The following is a 20,915-nucleotide window of genomic DNA, read 5'->3' as shown; positions in this document are numbered from 1 at the left end:
CAGGAACGGAACCGTCATGCGACGACGACTCGTCCCCGCCGCAGCCCTTCTCCCCCTCTCGCTCCTGCTCACCGCCTGCGGCGGGAACTCGGCGGCGAACACCGACATCGACGGCACGGGCTCGGTCACCCTCGACGTCGGTGATCAGAAGGGCGGTTCCGAAGCCGTCCTGCGCGCCGCGGGGGAGCTGAAGAACCTGGACTACAAGATCAGGTGGTCCACCTTCACCTCCGGCCCGCCCCTGCTGGAGGCCGTCAACGCACAGGCTGTCGACATCGGCGGCGTCGGCAACACCCCACCCGTCTTCGCGGCCGGTGCCGGTTCGAAGATCTCCGTCGTGGCCGCCTGGCACGGCACGTCCAAGGGCGACGCGATCCTCGTGCCAGGCGACTCCAAGCTGACCGGCCCGAAGCAGCTCAAGGGCAGATCCGTCGCCGTGGCGCAGGGCTCGTCCGCGCACTACCAGCTGATCGCCTCGCTCAGGGCGGCGGGGCTCAGCCTGTCCGACGTCAAGGTCAAGTACCTCCAACCGGCCGACGCACTCGCCGCGTTCACCTCCGGCAAGGTCGACGCATGGGCGGTCTGGGACCCGTACACCTCCCAGATCCTGCGGGCCAAGCAGGGCCGTGTGCTGACCACGGGCGAGGGCGTCACCAACGGGCTCACCTTCCAGGTGGCCGCGCCCTCCGCGCTGAAGGACACGAAGAAGGGCGCCGCCATCAAGGACTACCTCACCCGGCTGCGGCGGGCGACGGCCTGGGTCCACGACCATCAGCAGGAGTGGGCCGAGGTGTGGGCCAAGGACACCGGGCTGCCGTACGACGTGGCGCTGGACTCGGTGAAGCGGACCAACTCCACACGGGTCGCCGTCGCCGTCGACAAGCCGCTCATCGCCTCCGAGCAGCAGATCGCCGACGCCTTCACCGAGTTGAAGCTGATCCCGAAGAAGGTGGCCTTCGCCGACTTCGTGGACACCCGCTTCAACGCCGGCCTGTCCCCGTCGACCACACCGGCCAAGGACTGAACCCGGCAGGACGCGGCCGGGGCCGTCAGCCGTTGCCCCGCAGTGCTCGGGACAGCCCCGGTGCGGCCGTCCGTACGGCCGGGGCACGTCGGGCGGGGCTGAAGCGGGTACGGGGCACGGCCACGGAGAGGGCGGCCACCGTGGTGCCCCAGCGACGACGGGAGCCGCGGTGCAGCCCGTATCGCCGGCACTGATGGGCGCTGCTGGTGCTGTGTCTCAGCCTGCTGATCGTGGCGGCGCCGGACATGTCGAAGGACCTGGGCCCGTCCAGCAGTGACCTGCAATGGGTCATCGACGGTCACCCCGTCCCGTACACCGCGCTGATGCTGGTGCTGGGCTCGATCAGCGACAAGTGCAGCCGCCGCGGCGCCCTGGTCCTGGGGCTGCCGATCTCCGCGGGTGGCTCGGTGGCGGGCAGCCGGGTCCACCACACCGACCTCGTCATCACCGCCCACGCCGGCATGGGCGTCGGTGCCGCCGCCGTCATGCCGGCCACCGGAGCGGCGCCGATCACTGCGGGCGGCAGACGGGAAGGGAAGACACCGTCGCGCTGTCCGTACTCCACGATGGCGTTGGCCCTGACACGGGCGGGCTCAAGGACCTCGTCGACACGTGCCGCACCCAGGTCCCGGTGGGCGAGCGCCAGGAGCATCCGGTAGCGGTCCCCCACCGGCCAGATCGACAGGGTGAATCGCACGGGTGCCCGCTCAGCCGACTCGGTTGCGGGCGCCTCGACCGCCACGGCGGCCGCGAGGGATTCGGCGGCCTCCTCGGCCAGCGCCTCCAGAGCACCGCCCGCCCGATTTGGACCGTGCATTGTGTCGCTGTGGCACGCGACCGACGGGCTGGTACACGGAAAGCCTCGATGAAGACCAGGCGCAGCACGAGCGCCTCCGATCTGACATGCGAGTCTCCGGCACGGTCTGCGGCCGCGTCGGCGGTTCCGGCCTGGGAAGATCTCAGACCCCTCCCCAGTTAGTAGAAGCGTGAACGAATCACGCGAGGTCGAGGTTGTCGTCATCGGGGCCGGTCAGGCCGGGCTGTCCAGCGCCTATCACCTGCGGCGCACCGGCCTCGGGCCGGACCGTGACTTCGTGGTGCTCGACCACTCCTTCGCGCCGGGCGGCGCCTGGCAGTTCCGGTGGCCCTCACTGACGTACGGCAAGGTCCACGGAATGCACGCGCTGCCCGGGATGGAACTGACGGACGCCGATCCGGCGCGGCCGTCGGCGGAGGTCATCGGCGCGTACTTCGACCGCTACGAGCGCGCCTTCGACCTGCGGGTGCGGCGGCCCGTCGACGTACGGGCCGTCAAGGAGGGCGTCGGCGGCCGGCTGTCCGTGGAGACCTCGGCGGGCACCTGGTCCACGCTGGCGCTGATCAACGCGACCGGAACGTGGGACCGGCCCTTCTGGCCGCGCTATCCCGGCCAGGAGACCTTCCGGGGACGGCAGTTGCACACCGCCCAGTACGCCGGTCCCGAGGAGTTCGCCGGGAAGCGGGTCGTGGTCGTGGGCGGCGGCGCCTCGGGCACCCAGCATCTGCTGGAGCTGGCTCCCTACGCGGCCGCGACCACCTGGGTGACCCGCCGGCCTCCGGTGTTCCGCGAGGGGCCGTTCGACCAGGAAGCGGGCCGGGAGGCGGTCGCGCGGGTGGAGGAGCGGGTGCGCCGGGGACTGCCTCCGCGCAGCGTGGTCTCCGTCACCGGGCTGCCCCTGAACGACGCCGTCCGGCAGGGCCTCGCGGACGGGGTGCTGGACCGGCAGCCGATGTTCGAGCGGATCACCCCGGACGGGGTGGAGTGGAGCGACGGCCGCCGTGTCGCCGCCGACGTCATTCTGTGGGCCACCGGGTTCCGGGCCGCGCTGGACCATCTCACGCCGCTGCGGTTGCGCGAGCCGGGCGGCGGGATCCGGGTCGAGGGCACCCGGGCCGTCGCCGATCCCCGTGTCCACCTCGTCGGCTATGGCCCCTCGGCCAGCACCATCGGTGCCAACCGGGCCGGACGCTCCGCCGTACGGGACATCAGACGGCTGCTGTCCGAGGAACAGCCGGTCGCCGCCTGAGACACGTACGGCTGTCGATGCCCCTCGCTCTGGTGGAGGTCGCCGAACTCCGCCATGTCGCGCAGGTGCGCCCTGCGGTCGGCGGAGAAGCGGTGGAGTCCCTCTGTAACAGCGTTCCACGGTCCTGCCGGTCGAAGACAACCCGGGCCGCCTTGCACCGTGCCCATGTCCGTCTCCGTCGCGACCTCACCCCGGACGAAACCGACGACGGTGACAGCCCGGTGGCGGAAGGCCGAGAACCCGGACAGCCCTCCCTCCCGGATTCAGCCGGCCGGCTCCAGCTGCGCGTCCCGGCGCACCAGAGCGGCATACCGCCCGTCCCGCTCCAGCAGTTCCTCGTGCGTGCCGCGTTCGGCGACGCGGCCGGAGTCCAGCACCACGATCTGGTCGGCGTCCCGGATCGTGGACAGACGGTGGGCGATGGTGATCGTGGTCCGGTCGGCGGACAGGGCGTCGATGGCCTCCTGGACAGCGGCCTCCGTACGGGTGTCGAGCGCACTGGTCGCCTCGTCGAGTATGAGGACCGGCGGATCACGCAGGATGGTGCGGGCGATCGCGAGGCGTTGTTTCTCGCCGCCGGAGAAGCGGTGGCCGCGTTCACCGACGACGGTGTCGTAGCCGTCGGGCAGCGCGGCTATGTGGTCGTGTATCTGCGCCGCCTCGGCCGCCGCGTGCAGCTCCTCGTCGGTGGCGTCGGGTTTGGCGAAGCGGAGGTTGTCGGCGACGGTGGCGTGGAAGAGGTACGTCTCCTGCGAGACGACGCCGACCGCGCGGGCGAGGGTGTCGAAGTCGAGATCGCGGACGTCGACGCCGTCCAGCGTGACGCGACCGCCGGTGACGTCGTAGAGCCGGGGCACCAGATAGCCGAGCGTGGACTTGCCGGCGCCGGTGGGGCCGACGACGGCGAGGCCGGTGCCCGCGGGCACGGTGATGTCGATGCCGCCGAGGACCGGGCGGACCTTGTCGTCGCTGTCGTAGCGGAACTCGACGTCCTCCAGCCGGACTTCGCCCTTGATCTGGTCGAGGTGAACGGGCCGCTCGCGCTCGGTGATGTCGATCGGCAGGTCGAGGTACTCGAAGATGCGCTGGAAGAGCGCAAGGGAGGTCTGGATCTGGACGCCGGTCGCGAGCAGGCTCACGGCCGGGCGGAACAGACCCTGCTGGAGCGAGACGAAGGCGACGATGGTGCCGAGCGAGACCTTCGGACCGCCGAACTGGAGGGCCAGACCTGCGGTCCAGTAGATGACGGCCGGCATCGCGGCCATGACGATCGTGATCACGGCCATACGCCAGCGCCCAGCCATGTTCGACCGCACCTCCAGGTCGACCAGGCTCTCGGACTCCTCGGCGAAGGACGCGGTCAGCGAGTCCGACCGGCCCATGGTACGGCCGAGCAGGATGCCGCTGACCGAGAGCGACTCGGTGACCGTGGCGGCCATGGCGGCCATCTGCTTCTGGCGCTGTGTGGTGATCTTCTTGCGTTCCTTGCCCACACGGCGGCTGATCCAGACGAACACCGGGAGCAGGAGCAGCGAGACGACCGTGAGCCGCCAGTCGAGCGCGACCATCGCGACGATCGTGGCGACGACGCTGGTGGCGTTGGAGACCAGGGAGGTGGCGGTGGAGGTGACGGTGGCCTGCATGCCACCGATGTCGTTGGCTATCCGGGACTGCACCTCGCCGGTGCGGGTGCGGGTGAAGAAGGCGAGCGACATCCGCTGGAGCCGACCGTAGACGGCCGTGCGCAGGTCGTGCATGACGCGCTGGCCGACGGTGGTCGAGATCAGTGTCTGGAGCACGCCGAAGACGCTGGACAGGACCGCGCTGAGGATCATGCCGAGCGCGAGCAGGCTCAGCAGGCCGGTGCGCCCCTGGGGGATGGCGACGTCGAGCGTCTCCTTCAGCAGGAACGGCGTGGCCACCGAGACCAGCGAGGCGGCGCCGACCAGCAGGCCGACGACGGCGAGCCGCCCGCGGTAGGGACGGAAGAGCTTCAGGATGCGGCGCACCTGCCGGGGCTGCTCCTTGGCGTCGGCAGGTGGAGTCCAGGAAGTATCACGGTCGGGATGCATGGGCTCCTACGGGGATGGACGGGGGCCGGTCAGGAACCGGCCGACGATGACTGACTGATCATAGCTCATTGTTACCTATACTCACAATGAATGTCGTCCTGATATTGTTCCCGCATGAGCACCCCCGATTCCGACGGCCTGCTCGCCGAGCAACTGCTGCGGCTCACCCGACGCGTGCACCGCATCCAGAAGCACCACCTGGAGCGGCGCGATCTGGGCGTCACTCCTGCCCAGTCCCGGCTGCTGCGCACCCTCGCGCACTACCCCTCGCCTCCGCGCATGGCCGACCTGGCCGAGCGCCTGGAAGTGGTGCCGCGCGCGGTGACAACGCTGGTCGACGGGCTGGAGGCGAGCGGGAAGGTACGACGGGCGGCGGATCCCGCAAACCGACGGGTGACCCGGATCGAGCTGACCGACGAGGGGCGCGCGACCCTGCGCGAACTGCGCGGCGCGCGCCGGTCGGCGGCCGAGGAGATACTGGCCCCGCTGACCGAGAAGGAGCGCGAGGTGCTCGGCGTACTGCTGGACACGCTGATCGACGGCGAGTCGGCCAAGAGCTGCTGACGGCGGAGCCCACCCCGCCGTCAGGCCCTGCCGGCGCTCCCAGGGGAACGCCGGACTCACGGAAGCCGAACGGGACTTCTGCGATGCGGAATGCGACTCCGATTGACGATCATCCTGGTGGCGCCGTCGGTCCGTTCCGAGGCACCCGTGTCACAGCAGCGCACAGCATCCTGTGCGTGGCGCATCCCGCACGGCCGCGCTCAGCACCGCTCGCGATCCTCCGTCAGCACCCCCTGAGCCGTGGCCAGCGAACGGTCGTAGCAGCCTTCGGAGCCGTAGCTGCGGTAGCGCTCGCCGGATGTGCCGACCGCGTGCCGCTGCTCGCGCGGGACATCGACCGTGTACGCCGCGTCGCCGCTGTAGGTGTCGTCGAGCCGCGACCACGCAGCGCGCCGGCCGTCCTGCCGCCGCGTCACCGACGCTCGGTCGCCGAGCGTCAGCACCGTGCGCAGCCGGTGGTCCGACCCGATGGTCGTCGTGCCGTTCAGCGTGTACGTCCGCCGTGCATGCGTCACCCCTGCGGGGCCGTGTCCACCGGTGGTGACCGTCTCGTCGTCGGTCCAGGTCGCGTCCAGCCCGTCCGTGTTCTCACCCTCGGTCCAGCGGTGCACGGAGGTGTTGGCGACGGTGCGGCTGACGGTCGTCGTCACACGGCCGTGCGAGGTGTCCAGGTATCCGGAGACGGTGAGCCGGTGTCCGGCCTCGGTGTTCACCCGGTTCTCCGAACCCGGCACGTACGTGGAGGAGTTGACGAGGTCCGTCGCCGTGTCCGCGGTGAGCGCGCCGGTGACCCGGGCACGGTGCGCGTCCTGCCAGACCAGTACGTTCACCGGCGTGCTCCAGCCCGACTGCCCCGCGGGCACGCCGACCACGGAGACCTCGACCCGGTGCGGGCGGCCGTCGTTCAGCAGGCCCGCGAAGGGCGTGAGGTCGTACTGGATGGGCCGCACGTCGAAGGCGCCCTGCGCCGGGATGACGTACCAGAGGAAGGGGTTGGACCAGCCGCCTGTCCAGACGTTCGGGAACGGCGCGGCGATTCCGGCGAGTCGGCCGTCGACCTTGACCTGCACCTCGCGGTAGGGACCGTGATCGGCCTTGCAGGAGTACGAGGCCGGGTCGGCCACGGTCAGATACCAGAACTCCTCGCAGCCGCCGCCCGAACCGGTCGCGTACACCTCGGCGACGATCCGTTCGCTGTTGCGCGGGGTGGTGAGGGTCGTGCCGTTCGGAGTGTCCGCGAGGGTGAGGACCCGGTCGGGGGTGCGCTCGGCGGGGCGGCCCGCGTAGAAGGTCAGCGTGGCGTGCACGTCGATGACGCCGGTGTACGTGCTGTCCACCACGTTGCCGATCAGCATCTCGACGTCCTGCGGCCGGCGAAAGGTGTCGCTGTAGCGGGTGACGTCCTTCTCGACGTGCCACGCGATGCCGTCGGGCGAGGGCTCAGGGGTGGAGGTGCGCAGGATCTCGACCCCGCCGACATGCAGATAGCCCAGCCTGTCGTACTGACGGCCCTTCACCTTGCCGTCGAGGCTCAGGACGACCTTGCTCCAGTGATCGCCGCAGCCCTGGGGCGGGGTGTACGTGCCGCGATAGGGCGTGAAGTCACGGAACTGGGCGTCGGCCAGGGTGACGTGGCACGACGTGGTGTGTGGCCGGTCGACGGGCGGCGCGGCGGTGACCGGGTCGTGCCAGTCGGTGCCGAACTCGGTGGGCACGTCGGCCGCTTGAGCGGTGCCGGCCCCGGTGCCGAAGAGTGCGCTTGCCAGGAGGGTCACTCCGGCGAGCATGGACATGACTATCCGTCTTCTCATGGCCGTGTTCTACGGCCAGTCGACCCCACCCCGCAATGACGCCTCGTCGCGTCAGGCGCGCAGTTCCCTCTCGTCCCCCATCACCATCACCGGATGCTGGGCCGGGTCGAGTGTGCGCAGCAGGAACTTCATCGCCCCCTTGGGCAGGCTGACACAACCGGACGTGCCGTCGCCGTGATCGAGATGCAGCCAGATACCGCCGCCCCTGTCCTCACCCAGGGGGCGGGTGGGGTTGTGCGGGACGGTGCCCGGCAGGCGGTTGTAGTCGATCGCGATGACGTAGTCGAAGACGTGGTCGTAGGCCACGGCGTTGACCGTCGGCGCGTAGGCCACGTAGTCCTGGTCGTACGGCAGCCTGCTGCCGGGGTCGTCGAGCACGCCACCCGCATCGGTGAGACCGAACACGCCGACAGGGCTGCGGTCGTCGCCCGAATAATGCTCCACGGTCCAGCCCTTCCGGCCATTATGGGCAGCCCAACGGGCCACACGCTGCCACTCCGGACCCTCCTTCATGTAGAACACGGCCGTGGAATCGGGTGAGTTCTCGCCCTCGCCGTACACCACCAGAACCTGGCCGGTGTCGGCGGGGATGCGACGCTGGAGGCGCTCGCCGACGTCCGGGATCAGGGTCGGATCGGTCGCGGGCAGCGCTGTCACGCCCGGAGCGCGGCGACCTTGCGCACCGCCGGCGTCGACGGGGCCGGACGGTCCGTCACTGCCGCACCCGGAGAGGGTCGCCAGGACAGCCCCGAACGTCACCGCGGCTGCCACGAGCCGCACGCTGTAGATCTTCACAGGACCATCGTGACATCACACGACGATCGATAATGTGACTAATGCGACCATTTCACCGGGTTGGCTGACAGCACAGCGCGGGTGACCTGCACGGGATCCGATCACCCGGCCGCCGAGGACGACCGGACCCCCTGCGTGGATGGCAACCTCGCCCCGGCCTCAGGGATCCGGTGGCCGGAAGCCGGTTGATTCGGGCGGCCCATCGGGAAAACCGTTTGAAATTCACCACTCTGCGACGCGAACCTTTCACGGCTTGTTGGCACATCCCTCCGCCTCCCCCTCCCTGACACGAGCCACTGGGACGTCATGCAGATTCAAGACCTTCCGTATTCCGATCCGGGGGTACCGGACACGCGTTCGGGTCCCCGATTCCTGTGGTGGCTCTGGCGCAACCAACTCGGCGGACAGCTGAAGTCACTCGCCTGGGGCCTGCTCCACTTCGTCTCCGTCTCGGCCCTGCCCTTCTGCGTCGGCCTGGCCGTGCAGGCTGTCGTCGACCGCTCCGGCACCCGGCTCGCCCTGACGGGCGTTCTGATGCTGCTGTGCGGCACGGGCATCGCCCTCGGCGACACCTTCCTGCACCGGGCCGCCGTCACCAACTGGATCACGTCCGCCGCCCGGGTCCAGCAACTGCTGGCCCGCAAGGCCTCCCAACTCGGCTCCGCTCTGACCCGGCGGGTCGCCGCGGGCGAAGTGGTGGCCGTGTCCACCGGCGACGTCGAGAAGATCGGCTGGTTCGTCGAGGCGATTTCCCGGTTCACCGCCGCAGCGCTCACGGTCGTCGTGGTCGGTGTCGGCCTCCTCGTCTATCAGCCCGCCCTGGGCGTGGTCGTCGCGATCGGACTGCCGATCATCGCGGTCTCCGTGCTGCCGCTGCTGCCCCGGGCCACGCGTCGCGCCGATGTGCAGCGCGAGAAGGCGGGCCGAGCCACCGAACTCGCCTCGGACACGGTCGCCGGACTGCGCGTGCTGCGCGGCATCGGCGGCGAGGAGCTGTTCCTCGACCGCTACCGCCGAGCGTCGCAGGAAGTACGGCACGCCGCCGTGCACAGCGCCCGGATGTGGTCGCTGATCTCCGCCATCCAGGTACTGCTGCCCGGACTGCTGCTCATCGCCGTCGTCTGGCACGGCATCCATCTGGCCCGTCAGGGCCGGATCACGGTCGGCGAACTCGTCACCGTCTACAGCGCGGTCATGGTCCTCAACTACCCGCTGCGGCACTTCGAGGAAATCGCCATGGCGTACTCCTTCTCCCGTCCGTCGGCCAAACGGGCGGCACGGGTGCTGTCACTCGAGCGGTCCACGGCCACGGACGGCACCCGCGCGGCAGAGGTGCCGACGGGGGATCTGTACGACCCCGAGACCAAGCTGCTCGCGCCTGCCGGCCGGCTCACCGCCGTCGTGTGCGGCGATCCCGACGCGGCCGGACGCCTGGCGGAACGTCTGGGCGGCCACCCTGCCGAGCCGGGCCGCTCGGTGCTGCTCGGCGGGGTCGCCCTGGACGAACTTCCCCTGGACAGCGCCCGGACCGCCGTCCTCGTCCAGGACAAGGACCCGGTGCTGCTCTCCGGCACCCTGCGCGAACTGCTCGACGTGCCGGCCTCCGCAGCAGTGCCGGCCGAGGATGCCCTGGCCGCTGCGCGGTGCGCCGACGTGCTGGACGCGCTCGTACAGGGATCGGTGGACGCCGCCGACCCGATGGACGCACGCATCACCGAGCGTGGCCGCTCCCTCTCCGGCGGCCAGCGCCAACGGCTCGCACTGGCCCGGTCGTTGGTCACCGATCCCGAGGTACTGGTGCTGGACGAACCGACCTCCGCGGTCGACTCGCACACCGAGGCCCGGATCGCGGACGGGCTGCACCGGCTGCGCTCCGGCCGGACGACCGTGGTCTTCACGTCCTCGCCGCTCCTGCTCGACCGCGCGGACCGGGTCGCCCTGGTCCATGAGGGCGAGGTCGTGGCGGTAGGCGTGCACCGCGACCTGGTCGACAGCGAGCCGCGGTACCGCGCGGTGGTGACGCGGGAGACGGACGAGGAACTGGCCGAGACCGACGAAGAGGTCCTGCTGGACACCTTCCAGGAGCTCGAAGAGATCGAGGAGAGCGCATGATCGGCGTTGCGCCACCGGCGTACGACCCGGCGGCCCCGACGACCGCCACCACCCTGCCCGTCGGCGCGAGCGCGACCGTGCGCGCCTACGTCACCGAGCTGTTCCGCCGTCACCGGCGGGCCTTCCTGCTGCTCGTCGCCGTCAACACGGTCGCCGTGATCGCCTCCATGGTGGGTCCGTACCTGCTCGGCGGCCTGGTCGAGCGGGTGTCCGACCGCTCCCGTCATCTCCAACTGGGTCTGACCATCGGACTGTTCGCGCTCGCGTTGGCCGTCCAGGCCGTGTTCGTACGCCAGGTGCGGCTGCGGGGTGCGGTACTCGGCGAGCGGATGCTGGCCGACCTGCGCGAGGACTTCCTCGTCCGCTCCGTCGGGCTGCCGCCGGGCGTGCTGGAACGGGCAGGCACCGGCGACCTGCTCTCCCGTATCACGACCGACATCGACCGGCTGGCCAACGCGATGCGCGAGGCCGTGCCACAGCTGGCGATCGGTGTCGTGTGGGCACTGCTGCTGCTCGGCGGGCTCGTCGTGACAGCCCCGCCACTGGCGGCCGCCGTGCTGCTCGCCGTCCCGGTGCTGCTGGCCGGATGCCGCTGGTACTTCAAACGCGCGCCCTCCGGCTACCGCTCCGAGGCCGCAGGGTACGCCGCCGTCGCCGCCGCGCTCGCCGAGACCGTGGACGCGGGCCACACCATCGAGGCGCACCGCCTGGGCGCCCGCCGCGTCGCCCTGTCGGAGCAGAGGATCAAGGAATGGACCGCCTGGGAGCGCTACACCCTGTGGTTGCGGTCCGTGCTCTTCCCGGTCATCAACGCCGTCCATGTCATCGTCCTCGGTTCGGTCCTGATGGTCGGCGGAGTCTTCGTCCTGCAGGGCTGGATCGACGTGGGTCGGCTGACCACCGGTGCCCTGATCGCGCAAATGCTGGTCGACCCGGTGAACCTGATCCTGCGCTGGTACGACGAGGTGCAGGTCGCCCAGGTGTCGCTGGCCCGGCTGGTCGGCGTGCGGGACATCGAACCGGATGCCGGGGACGCCTCGCTGGATCCCGAGGGACGGGACGTGTCCGCCGACCGGGTGCACTTCGGCTACCGCAAGGGCGTCGACGTGCTGCGCGAGGTCTCGCTGGAGATCGCCCCGGGCACCCGGCTGGCCCTGGTCGGTCCGTCGGGGGCGGGCAAGTCCACGCTGGGCAGGCTGCTGGCCGGGATCTACGCGCCCCGGGACGGCACGATCACCCTGGGCGGCGCCGAGCTGTCCCACATGCCGGCCGAGCGCGTCCGCTCGCACGTCGCCCTCGTCAACCAGGAGCACCACGTCTTCGTCGGCTCCCTGCGTGACAACCTCCTGCTGGCCCGCACCAGTGCCACCGACGCCGAGCTGTGGGCGGCGCTGGGAGCGGTCGACGCGGACGACTGGGCGCGAACCCTGGACAGCGGCCTGGACACCGAGGTCGGCTCGGGCGGCCTGGCGCTCACCCCGGCACAGGCCCAGCAGATCGCGCTGGCCCGGCTGGTGCTGGCCGATCCGCACACACTGGTCCTGGACGAGGCGACCTCGCTGCTCGACCCGCGTGCCGCCCGTCACCTGGAGCGTTCCCTGGCCCGGGTCCTGGAGGGGCGAACGGTGGTCGCGATCGCCCACCGCCTGCACACCGCCCACGACGCCGACGTGATCGCCGTCGTGGAGAACGGCCGCATCAGCGAGCTGGGCAGCCATGACGAGCTGGTCACGGCCGACGGCGCGTACGCAGCCCTGTGGCGCTCCTGGCACGGATGAGGAACCGCCGAAGCGGCCGGCGACCGGTAGCGCGGTGAGGCATCCGCTGCCGGTACCGGTCGCCCCGGTCACGGGGCTCCCGGCGCCTCGGCTGCCCTGGCGGCGTGGGACCGGTGTGGTTTCCGGGCCCGAGGTGGCTTCGGCTCCCGGGGCGCGGAGCGGCCGAGCCGTGGCCGACCACTCCGAGGCGGATGCCGCCACAGCCGGAGCCCGGACCGGCCGGACCCCGGTGCACCGGCCCGCCCCGGGTCCCGCCCCGGCCGAACCATGAGGGGATCGGGACTCGGCGGGATGCGTCTCGGGGCGCCCTGCCGGGTACCCGTGTTCGCGCGCAGGCCTCCGCCGGGAGCCGTGCCGTTGCGCGGTCCCGAGCCGGGGTGGAAGGCTGGAGAGCGGCACCGGTTCGGGGAGCGTCGACGAACCGTCTGGTTCGCGGCGTGTGGCACCCGCGCCGCACGTGCCGACGGCCCGCCGCCCCGAGCGGTGGTAGGAGGCCGTCCTCATCACCCGGAGGTACTCGTGGACAGCGCCGACAGCTGGGGGGACGATGTCTACCAGCCCGATCCCTCGGAGATCCGGGAGGACTCGGGGGTCCTCGACGTCGAGGACACACTTGACTTCGACGGCGTCGACGACCCGCTCGACCGTGGCTGGTCCCCTCCCGAGCGCCCGTGGGCGGTGGAACACACCGGTGTGACGGCCGCCGAGCGCCAGGCGGGCGAGACACTGGACCAGCGGCTCGCCGAGGAACAGCCCGACCTCGCCGCTCCCGACGGCGACGGCATAGGCGACTGCGACGGCACCGACGGGGAACTCCTGGACAACGAGGTCGGCGACCTCCGCTCCGGCCGGCTGGTGGCCCCCGACGAGGGTGCCCACGAGGACGACGAGGCCGCCCTGCTCGCCACCGATGTCGGCATCGACGGTGCCGCGGCCTCCGCCGAGGAGGCAGCGATGCACATCGTCGACGAGGACTCCTTGTCCGGCTGACCCGCAGGCCCCCTGCCCGACCGCCCCGCACGAGGAGCCGCCATGCAGCAGGACAAGCATCCCGACTACCACCCCGTGGTATTCCGCGACCGCGCCGCCGGATACGCGTTCCTGACCCGGTCCACGGCGCAGAGCGAACAGACAATCGAGTGGGACGACGGCGAGAGCTACCCGGTGATCGACGTGGAGATCTCCTCGGAGAGCCACCCCTTCTACACGGGCAAGGCCCGCACGGTCGACACGGAGGGCCGCGTCGCCCGCTTCGAGCGCCGGTACGGCGGAGCGGAGCCCGGCGAGGCAGGCTGACCGGGAGCGAGGCCTCAGCCCTTCCGGGCCAGAGCGAAGGAACCGGCCGTAGAGGCTGCCCCACGCCCACGCACGGGCGGGGCCCGTCGTCAGATCACATTGAGTGCGGCGGCGCAGCCCACCCCGCCGAGCAGCATGAACACGGGCATCAGGACCTTCAGCTCCACCCAGCTGCCGGCCCGGAACCGTATCGCCTTCGGCGGCCCCACCGGATACCAGCGCTTGCGGCCCACCGGAATGGGCCACAGGATCGGGCAGCCGGACACGGTCAGCGCGTCCCCGAGGTCGTGCACCAGCGCGCCCAGCACGATCGGCAGCCCCAGCCACAGGTACTGCTGGTCCGGCGCGGTGAACAACCAGTCGGAGCCGTTGCCCGGCTTGTCCAGGATGTCGGCGAGGATCCACGCGCTGGTCGCGGCCAGCAGCCAGACGAGAATGTCGCTGCTGGAACCCCGGGCCGCCCGCCACAGCAGGCCTTCGATCGCCAGCACCATGTGCACGAACAGGATCGCCAGCACCGCCCAGCGACCGCCCGTGATCGCCGCCGCCGAGGCGCCTGCTCCGAGCAGGACCGCCCACACCCAGGTGTGCGTCAGCGTGCGGTGGCCGCCGTTGCGTCGCGGGTCGCCCTTCATACGCGTCGCCTTGTAGACGGCCCAGGACAGCTTGTCGACGATCTCGCAGACCCAGTGGGAGAGCGGCCCGAAGGCCCGCGAGATGGTCGCCGCCTTGTGGTCGAGGTCCGGGGCGAGCGCGGCGCCGGCACAGATCAGCGCGCCGACGAGAAGAACGGGCCAGGGCATCGGGTGTCCGTACGCCGCGGCGGCCGCTCCGACCCCGAGCCAGGCCGCGGCCCCCGACAGTGAGTGTGCTGGTCCCATCATGGCCGCTTCCCGCCCCATTCCTCGTGTATCGCTGTCCAGTTGACCCGGTGCGCTGACGCTTCGTCGGCGACACAGCGTAGCTGCCATGATCTTCGTCGTCGCAGCCGATTCCCCTCTCGGGGGCCGGGCCAGGCAAGATGGGTGCGTGACCCTCATCGATCAGCTGCCGCCGACCGCCGACCCCGACGCCCTGTACGAAGCCTTCGAGTCGTGGGCGCAGGAGCGCGGCCTCACCCTCTACCCGCATCAGGAGGAGGCGCTGATCGAGGTGGTGTCCGGGGCGAACGTGATCGTCTCGACGCCCACCGGATCCGGCAAGAGCATGATCGCCGCGGGCGCACACTTCGCCGCGCTGGCCCGGGACGAGGTCACCTTCTACACCGCCCCGATCAAGGCGCTGGTGTCCGAGAAGTTCTTCGAGCTGTGCAAGATCTTCGGCACCGAGAACGTCGGCATGCTCACCGGCGACGCCTCCGTGAACGCCGATGCCCCCGTGATCTGCTGCACCGCCGAGGTGCTGGCGTCGATCGCGCTGCGCGACGGCAAGGACGCGGACGTCGGCCAGGTCGTCATGGACGAGTTCCACTTCTACGCCGAGGGGGATCGCGGTTGGGCGTGGCAGATCCCGTTGCTGGAGCTCCCCCAGGCGCAGTTCATCCTGATGTCGGCCACTTTGGGTGACATGTCCTTCTTCGAGAAGGACCTCACCCGCCGCACCGGCCGCCCCACGGCGGTGGTCCGCTCGGCGACCCGCCCAGTGCCCCTCTCCTACGAGTACGAGCTCACCCCGCTCACGGAGACGCTGACGGATCTGCTGGAGAGCAGGCAGGCCCCCGTCTACATCGTGCACTTCACACAGGCGCAGGCCGTGGAGCGGGCGCAGGCCCTGATGAGCATCAACATGTGCTCGCGCGGGGAGAAGGACCAGATCGCCGAGCTGATCGGCAACTTCCGCTTCACCACCAAGTTCGGCCGCAACCTCTCCCGTTATGTCCGGCACGGCATCGGCGTCCACCACGCCGGCATGCTGCCCAAGTACCGCCGTCTGGTCGAAAAGCTCGCCCAGGCTGGCCTGCTGAAGGTCATCTGCGGCACGGACACGCTCGGCGTGGGGGTCAACGTACCCATCCGCACGGTGCTGTTCACGGCGCTGACCAAGTACGACGGCAGTCGCGTGCGCACTCTGCGGGCCCGTGAGTTCCACCAGATCGCGGGCCGGGCCGGGCGGGCCGGCTTCGACACCGCCGGGCTCGTCGTGGCACAGGCACCCGAGCACGTCATCGAGAACGAGAAGGCCCTGGCGAAGGCGGGCGACGACCCGAAGAAGCGGCGCAAGGTGGTGCGCAAGAAGGCGCCGGAGGGCTTCGTCGCCTGGACGGAGAACACCTTCGAGAAGCTGATCGCCGCCGAGCCCGAGCCGCTGACCTCGCGCTTCCGGGTGACGCACACGATGCTGCTGTCGGTGATCGCCCGCCCGGGCAACGCCTTCGAGGCGATGCGTCATCTGCTGGAGGACAACCACGAGCCGCGCAAGCAGCAGCTGCGGCACATCCGCCGCGCCATCGCGATCTACCGTTCGCTGCTCGACGGCGGGATCGTGGAGAAGCTCGACAAGCCGGACGCCGAAGGGCGCATCGTCCGGCTCACGGTCGACCTCCAGCAGGACTTCGCGCTCAACCAGCCGCTGTCCACGTTCGCGCTCGCCGCGTTCGAACTCCTCGACCCCGAGTCGCCGTCCTACGCTCTCGACATGGTGTCCGTCGTCGAGTCCACCCTGGACGACCCGCGACAGATCCTCGTCGCCCAGCAGAACAAGGCGCGCGGCGAGGCCGTGGCCGCGATGAAGGCGGACGGCGTCGAGTACGAGGAGCGCATGGAGCGTCTCCAGGACATCACCTTCCCGAAGCCGCTGGAGGAGCTGCTCTTCCACGCGTACAACACGTACCGCAAGAGCCACCCCTGGGTCGGCGACCACCCTCTCTCGCCCAAGTCCGTCATCCGTGACATGTACGAACGGGCGCTGTCCTTCACGGAGTTGGTGTCCTTCTACGAGCTGGCCCGCACTGAGGGCATCGTGCTGCGCTACCTCGCCAGCGCCTACAAGACGCTCGATCACACCATCCCGGACGACCTGAAGTCCGAGGACCTTCAGGACCTGATCGAGTGGCTCGGCGAGATGGTGCGTCAGGTGGACTCCAGCCTGCTCGACGAGTGGGAACAGCTGGCCAACCCCGAGGAGATGACCGCCGAGGAGGCGCAGGAGAAGGCCGACGAGGTGAAGCCGGTCACCGCCAACGCGCGCGCCTTCCGGGTGCTGGTCCGCAACGCCATGTTCCGTCGCGCGGAGCTGGCCGCCCTCGACCAGGTCGAGGAACTCGGCGAGATGGACGCCGACTCCGGCTGGAACGCCGACGCCTGGGGCGAGGCGATGGACAAGTACTGGGACGAGTACGAGGATCTCGGCACCGGCCCCGATGCCCGTGGCCCCAAGCTGCTGGTCATCAAGGAGGAGCCGGAGAACGGCCTCTGGCGCGTCCGCCAGATCTTCGACGACCCGAACGGCGATCACGACTGGGGCATCAGCGCGGAGATCGATCTCGTGGCCTCGGACGCCGAGGGCCGAGCCGTCGTCCGCGTCACCGAAGTCGGCCAGCTGTGAGCCGTTCTCGACCAGGTGCGAGCCAAGGAGAGACCCACCGATGACGAACCCGGCCGAGAGACTGGTCGACCTGCTCGACCTGGAGCAGATAGAGGTCAACATCTTCCGTGGCCTCAGCCCGCAGGAGTCCTTGCAGCGGGTCTTCGGCGGCCAGGTGGCGGGCCAGGCGCTGGTCGCCGCCGGCCGCACCACGGACGGCAACCGCCCGGTGCACTCGCTGCACGCGTACTTCCTGCGCCCGGGGCGCCCGGGCGTGCCGATCGTGTACCAGGTGGAGCGGGTCCGCGACGGCCGGTCGTTCACCACGCGCCGGGTCACGGCCGTACAGCAGGGCCGCACGATCTTCAATCTGACCGCCTCCTTTCACAAGCCTGAGGAAGGACCGTTCGAGCACCAGCTGCCGCCGGCTCGCGAGGTACCGGACCCGGAGTCGCTGCCGACGGTCACCGAGGAGATCCGAAAACACCTCGGCGCGCTGCCCGAGCAGTTGGAGCGGATGGCGCGCCGCCAGCCCTTCGACATCCGGTACGTCGACCGGCTGCGCTGGAACGCCGAGGAGATCCAGGGGGCCGAGCCGCGCAGCGCAGTGTGGATGCGCGCGGTCGGACCACTGGGCGACGATCCGCTGGTCCACACGTGCGCGCTGACCTACGCCAGCGACATGACGCTCCTCGACGCGGTCCGCATCCCGGTCGAATCCCTGTGGGGTCCGCGGAACTTCGACATGGCATCGCTGGACCACGCGATGTGGTTCCACCGGCCGTTCCGCGCGGACGAGTGGTTCCTGTACGACCAGGAGTCGCCGATCGCCACGGGTGGGCGCGGGCTGGCCCGCGGGCGTATCTACGACCTACAGGGGCGACTGCTGGTCTCGGTCGTCCAGGAGGGTCTGTTCAGGTCCCTGTAGGGAACCCTCGCCCGGATCCGCGGCCCGCTGCGCGTCACCGGCCGGGCTCAGCGGCGTTCAGGGCGTGGACCTCCGCGCCTCAACCAGCCGCGCAGACCCCGGCCCGCCGGCGCCGGGGCGGCCCGCTCGGGCCGGCGGTCCCGGCGCGTGGGCGGCCCGGCCTGCCGTACCGTCGGCGCGCGATGCCACGCGAAGGCTCGGCCCGCGGCCCTGTCCTCGGGCCAGGGCACCCCGAACACCGGACCTTCGTGTCCTTTGGACTCCCCGGGAGTCGGCCTGGCGTCCGGCTCGGCAACCGCAGCAACCTGCTCACCGTCCGGCGCGGCCGCCCTTGTCGCCGGCCTCCGCCGCGTGTCCGGTGTCGCAGGCGCCGGACCGGCCGTGGGATCAGGTTTCCCCACCGCGAGCTCACCGTGCCGCTCGGATGCCTGCACCGCGGGCGCACCGTCCACCGCGCACGGCCCTGCCGCCGGCTGATCCGCCGGCTCGGTGGCCCCGGCCGCCGTCTCGTCGTCCCGCACCGGCACTCCCGTGATCATCATGCCCGCCGGCACCACCAACTCCCTGTCCCGCGTGACCGTTCGGGCCAGGGGCGGGATCGGGCGAGCCGCCGCTCGCACGGAGGGCGCGACGCGCCGGAAGGCCGGGCGCGGAGCGGGCGTCACGCTGCGGGCCTCCTCCAGCACGTGGGCCAGTTCGCCGCGCAGCCAGTCGATCTCGTCCGCGTCCTGCGCGGTCGTGATCCGCTCGGCGAGTTGCGCCGCGGCCGATCCCGGAAGGCCCTGGCCGGGTGGCGTGGGCCGGAAGCGGTTCACATACGAGCGTTCATAAGGGTCCTTGACGACGTCGGCGATCTCGACGGGTGCGAGGAACGCGGCCACGGCTCCGGCGCGCACCCACGGTTCCTCGGTCTGCCGCAGCAGGAAGCCGAGGTGCCGTCCGCGCCAGTTGCGGGCCCGCAGGTCGACTCCCGCTTCCAACTGGCCGCGCAGGGTCTCGGGGGTGCGTCCCTTGAGCAGATGCGCGTTCTCCGGGCACAGGGTGAAGTGCCGCAGGTCGTCCGCGAGATAGAGCCAGACCACGGCGCGGTAGCGGTTCACGTACCAGCGCACGGGCACGAGAAGTCCCAGTCGGGCGAGGCGGGTGAAGCGGCCGGCCGGGATCTCCATGAGCGCCGCGCCCTCGGTGGTGCCCACCACCTGGACACGCTTGCGGAGGGAATCCGGGAAGTCGCGCCGCTCGCGGAGTCGGTCGAGCTCCGTGAGCTCCACCCGCCGGGCTCCTCCCCCGCCCTCGTCGGGCACGGTGCGGATGTGACCGAGATGCACAGCGAGGTCGAACTCGCTTCGTTTGAGGCCCAGTTCCCGAGCAGCGCGGCTCAGGGTGTACGTGGCGGGCCGGGGCGGGCTGATGATGCTTGCCGACATGGTCGTCGCTCCCCCGTGGAGTGGAGGCTCACGCCTCGTGCGCGAACCGTGTACACACCGTAGCCGGGTCGGGGCAAATCGTGGCGAGCCTGTGGATAACTCCACGCGGGCAGGCAAACGTGCAGCTCAGAGATCCTGGTTGGGAGCTCGCTCGGGTTGCCTGGCGTCGACGCCGAGGTGTTCACCGACGCGGTTGACGAGCAGAGTCATCTCGTAGGCGATCTGACCGATGTCGGCCTCCGCACCGCTGAGCAGACACAGACAGCTACCGGTGCCCGCCGCGGTCACGAACAGCACGGCGTCGTCGTACTCGATCATGGTCTGTCGCACACTGCCGGCACCGAAGTGGCGCCCCGAACCCTTGGCCAGGCTGTGCAGCCCGGATGCCACCGCAGCCAGGTGCTCGGCGTCCTCGCGGCGCAGGCCCGTACTCGCCCCCGTGACGAGTCCGTCGTTCGACAGGACCAGCGCGTGTCGCACATGGTCCACCCGCTCGGTCAGATCGTCCAGGAGCCAGCCGAGTCCCTGGTTCTGCGCCATCTCCGTCTCCCCGTGTGACATCCCCCTGACTGGAGGAACTCCCCGCCAGCCTTCACCACCTCCGGCGTCCGGGCAAGCCGGATCGGCGCGTGGCACAGAAGATGACCGACGGGCAATGTCGGACCTTCGCCCCGGACGGTACAGATACGGCCAACCTGGCCACCTTGCGCGACGACGAAAACACTGACGCGCCGACCGGTCGGCTCGCGCCGGGCAGGGACGGACCGCTTTCGGCGCGAACGGGAGCACCTCGACGAGGCGCGATCTCGCGGCTCAGCCGACCGAGTTGAGGATCCGCGCCGTGTGCATCCGGCCCGCGTACTCGACGAGCCGGATCAGGACTTCCTTGCCGGAGTCCCGGTCGCGTGCGTCGCAGAGCACCACGGGGGTGCCGTGGTCGAGATCGAGGGCCCGGCAGACATCGCGGGCGCCGTAGGTACGGGCTCCCGCGAAGCAGTTGACGGCCACCACGAACGGGATGCTCCGGTGCTCGAAGTAGTCGACGGCGGGGAAGCAGTCCTCCAGGCGCCGGGTGTCCGCGAGGACGACGGCACCGAGGGCGCCCTGTGACAACTCGTCCCAGAGGAACCAGAAGCGGTCCTGTCCCGGCGTGCCGAAGAGATAGAGGGACAGCCCCGAGCGGATGGTGATACGCCCGAAATCCATGGCGACAGTGGTGGTGACCTTGCGGTCCACGCCATCGGTGTCGTCGACCAACTGCCCTGCTTCGCTGAGCAGTTCCTCCGTGCGCAGCGGCCGGATCTCGCTGACTGCCCCGACGAGGGTCGTCTTGCCCACGCCGAACCCTCCGGCGACCAGTATCTTCAGCGCCAGCGCGGTGTCGCCGGTGACGTCGGAGTGCTCGGAAGCCATGATCACTTCTCTCGGGAGGGCCGGTCGCGGTCGACACCCGCGCGCGTCGGGCGCGGCATCGACATCGTGACGAACAGGGCAGCCTTGCGGACTGTTTGACTGAAACA

The 20,915-nt window shown here is 70.6% G+C and carries 16 protein-coding genes and 2 pseudogenes; 10 read left to right on the top strand and 8 right to left on the bottom strand.

Annotation, left to right across the window (positions count from 1 at the left end):
* The first annotated feature begins 16 nt into the window (after nt 1–16).
* On the top strand, nt 17–1,024 hold the full coding sequence (locus BIV25_RS23920) for an ABC transporter substrate-binding protein (protein ID WP_071374446.1): 1,008 nt from the start codon (nt 17–19) through the stop codon (nt 1,022–1,024).
* Nucleotides 1,025–1,049: 25 nt separating this feature from the next.
* Here the strand turns inward: BIV25_RS23920 and BIV25_RS49520 are convergent.
* Nucleotides 1,050–1,198: pseudogene (locus tag BIV25_RS49520) on the bottom strand (IclR family transcriptional regulator); the annotation flags it as partial.
* Nucleotides 1,199–1,218: 20 nt separating this feature from the next.
* On the opposite strand from BIV25_RS49520, the pseudogene BIV25_RS53120 reads away from it, so the two are divergent.
* Nucleotides 1,219–1,521 (top strand): annotated as a pseudogene (locus BIV25_RS53120) (MFS transporter); the annotation flags it as partial.
* 489 nt (nt 1,522–2,010) lie between these two features.
* Nucleotides 2,011–3,090, top strand: coding sequence for an NAD(P)-binding domain-containing protein (locus BIV25_RS23910; RefSeq protein ID WP_071374444.1), 1,080 nt, complete (start codon nt 2,011–2,013; stop codon nt 3,088–3,090).
* Between the two features lie 263 nt (nt 3,091–3,353).
* Here the strand turns inward: BIV25_RS23910 and BIV25_RS23905 are convergent, their stop codons facing one another.
* Nucleotides 3,354–5,162 carry an ABC transporter ATP-binding protein gene (locus tag BIV25_RS23905; protein ID WP_071374443.1) on the bottom strand — a complete coding sequence of 603 codons (1,809 nt, stop codon included), beginning with the start codon at nt 5,160–5,162 and terminating at the stop codon, nt 3,354–3,356.
* A 114-nt stretch (nt 5,163–5,276) separates the two neighbouring features.
* On the opposite strand from BIV25_RS23905, the gene BIV25_RS23900 reads away from it, so the two are divergent.
* Nucleotides 5,277–5,726: a MarR family winged helix-turn-helix transcriptional regulator gene (locus tag BIV25_RS23900; protein WP_071374442.1), complete on the top strand. Its 450-nt coding sequence runs from the start codon at nt 5,277–5,279 to the stop codon at nt 5,724–5,726.
* 200 nt (nt 5,727–5,926) lie between these two features.
* Here BIV25_RS23900 and BIV25_RS23895 read toward each other — a convergent pair whose 3' ends face one another.
* Both BIV25_RS23895 and BIV25_RS23890 read right to left on the bottom strand, forming a co-directional pair.
* Nucleotides 5,927–7,537, bottom strand: coding sequence for a peptide-N4-asparagine amidase (locus BIV25_RS23895; protein WP_256256027.1), 1,611 nt, complete (start codon nt 7,535–7,537; stop codon nt 5,927–5,929).
* A gap of 51 nt (nt 7,538–7,588) precedes the next feature.
* A complete protein-coding gene (locus tag BIV25_RS23890) occupies nt 7,589–8,332 on the bottom strand; it encodes a L,D-transpeptidase family protein (protein WP_256256026.1) in 744 nt (247 codons plus the stop codon).
* Nucleotides 8,333–8,638: 306 nt separating this feature from the next.
* Between BIV25_RS23890 and BIV25_RS23885 the strand changes: the two genes are divergently transcribed.
* The 4 genes from BIV25_RS23885 (at nt 8,639) to BIV25_RS23870 (ending at nt 13,518) form a co-directional block, all read left to right on the top strand.
* Nucleotides 8,639–10,444, top strand: coding sequence for an ABC transporter ATP-binding protein (locus BIV25_RS23885; RefSeq protein ID WP_071374440.1), 1,806 nt, complete (start codon nt 8,639–8,641; stop codon nt 10,442–10,444).
* On the top strand, nt 10,441–12,222 hold the full coding sequence (locus tag BIV25_RS23880; protein ID WP_071374439.1) for an ABC transporter ATP-binding protein: 1,782 nt from the start codon (nt 10,441–10,443) through the stop codon (nt 12,220–12,222). The genes BIV25_RS23885 and BIV25_RS23880 overlap by 4 nt, the downstream gene beginning before the upstream one ends.
* 519 nt (nt 12,223–12,741) lie before the next feature.
* Complete coding sequence (locus tag BIV25_RS23875; protein ID WP_071374438.1) at nt 12,742–13,212, top strand: DUF5709 domain-containing protein; 471 nt, start codon at nt 12,742–12,744, stop codon at nt 13,210–13,212.
* Between the two features lie 42 nt (nt 13,213–13,254).
* Entirely contained in the window at nt 13,255–13,518 is a 264-nt protein-coding gene (locus BIV25_RS23870; RefSeq protein WP_071374437.1) for a type B 50S ribosomal protein L31, read from the top strand.
* An 89-nt stretch (nt 13,519–13,607) separates the two neighbouring features.
* Here BIV25_RS23870 and BIV25_RS23865 read toward each other — a convergent pair whose 3' ends face one another.
* Entirely contained in the window at nt 13,608–14,402 is a 795-nt protein-coding gene (locus BIV25_RS23865) for a metal-dependent hydrolase (protein ID WP_071374436.1), read from the bottom strand.
* A gap of 145 nt (nt 14,403–14,547) precedes the next feature.
* Here BIV25_RS23865 and BIV25_RS23860 point away from each other — a divergent pair, with 145 nt between their 5' ends.
* Both BIV25_RS23860 and BIV25_RS23855 read left to right on the top strand, forming a co-directional pair.
* Nucleotides 14,548–17,061 carry an RNA helicase gene (locus BIV25_RS23860; RefSeq protein WP_071374435.1) on the top strand — a complete coding sequence of 838 codons (2,514 nt, stop codon included), beginning with the start codon at nt 14,548–14,550 and terminating at the stop codon, nt 17,059–17,061.
* 40 nt (nt 17,062–17,101) lie between these two features.
* The gene (locus BIV25_RS23855; RefSeq protein WP_071374434.1) at nt 17,102–17,968 is read left to right on the top strand and encodes an acyl-CoA thioesterase II; all 867 of its coding nucleotides are present in this window, start codon (nt 17,102–17,104) and stop codon (nt 17,966–17,968) included.
* 47 nt (nt 17,969–18,015) lie between these two features.
* Here the strand turns inward: BIV25_RS23855 and BIV25_RS54520 are convergent, their stop codons facing one another.
* From BIV25_RS54520 to BIV25_RS23840, 3 genes are all read right to left on the bottom strand, one after another.
* Complete coding sequence (locus tag BIV25_RS54520; RefSeq protein WP_371273061.1) at nt 18,016–19,395, bottom strand: DUF6397 family protein; 1,380 nt, start codon at nt 19,393–19,395, stop codon at nt 18,016–18,018.
* A gap of 126 nt (nt 19,396–19,521) precedes the next feature.
* Nucleotides 19,522–19,935 (bottom strand): roadblock/LC7 domain-containing protein, encoded by a 414-nt coding sequence (locus tag BIV25_RS23845; RefSeq protein WP_071374433.1) that lies wholly within the window; start codon nt 19,933–19,935, stop codon nt 19,522–19,524.
* A 273-nt stretch (nt 19,936–20,208) separates the two neighbouring features.
* Nucleotides 20,209–20,808, bottom strand: coding sequence for an ATP/GTP-binding protein (locus BIV25_RS23840; RefSeq protein ID WP_071374584.1), 600 nt, complete (start codon nt 20,806–20,808; stop codon nt 20,209–20,211).
* Nucleotides 20,809–20,915 lie beyond the last annotated feature (107 nt).

Origin of the sequence: Streptomyces sp. MUSC 14, from assembly GCF_001866675.1 — a bacterium.
In the GTDB taxonomy this organism is placed as follows: Bacteria; Actinomycetota; Actinomycetes; order Streptomycetales; family Streptomycetaceae; genus Streptomyces.
This window is presented reverse-complemented; position numbering and strand designations above follow the sequence as displayed.

Coding starts and splice junctions, on each gene's coding strand:
- BIV25_RS23905 (WP_071374443.1), bottom strand. CDS start 5,162: ATGCATCCCGACCGTGATACTTCCTGGACTCCACCTGCCGACGCCAAG.
- BIV25_RS23900 (WP_071374442.1), top strand. CDS start 5,277: ATGAGCACCCCCGATTCCGACGGCCTGCTCGCCGAGCAACTGCTGCGG.
- BIV25_RS23840 (WP_071374584.1), bottom strand. CDS start 20,808: ATGGCTTCCGAGCACTCCGACGTCACCGGCGACACCGCGCTGGCGCTG.
- BIV25_RS54520 (WP_371273061.1), bottom strand. CDS start 19,395: ATGTCGGCAAGCATCATCAGCCCGCCCCGGCCCGCCACGTACACCCTG.
- BIV25_RS23895 (WP_256256027.1), bottom strand. CDS start 7,537: ATGAGAAGACGGATAGTCATGTCCATGCTCGCCGGAGTGACCCTCCTG.
- BIV25_RS23920 (WP_071374446.1), top strand. CDS start 17: ATGCGACGACGACTCGTCCCCGCCGCAGCCCTTCTCCCCCTCTCGCTC.
- BIV25_RS23865 (WP_071374436.1), bottom strand. CDS start 14,402: ATGATGGGACCAGCACACTCACTGTCGGGGGCCGCGGCCTGGCTCGGG.
- BIV25_RS23880 (WP_071374439.1), top strand. CDS start 10,441: ATGATCGGCGTTGCGCCACCGGCGTACGACCCGGCGGCCCCGACGACC.
- BIV25_RS23870 (WP_071374437.1), top strand. CDS start 13,255: ATGCAGCAGGACAAGCATCCCGACTACCACCCCGTGGTATTCCGCGAC.
- BIV25_RS23845 (WP_071374433.1), bottom strand. CDS start 19,935: ATGGCGCAGAACCAGGGACTCGGCTGGCTCCTGGACGATCTGACCGAG.
- BIV25_RS23885 (WP_071374440.1), top strand. CDS start 8,639: ATGCAGATTCAAGACCTTCCGTATTCCGATCCGGGGGTACCGGACACG.
- BIV25_RS23855 (WP_071374434.1), top strand. CDS start 17,102: ATGACGAACCCGGCCGAGAGACTGGTCGACCTGCTCGACCTGGAGCAG.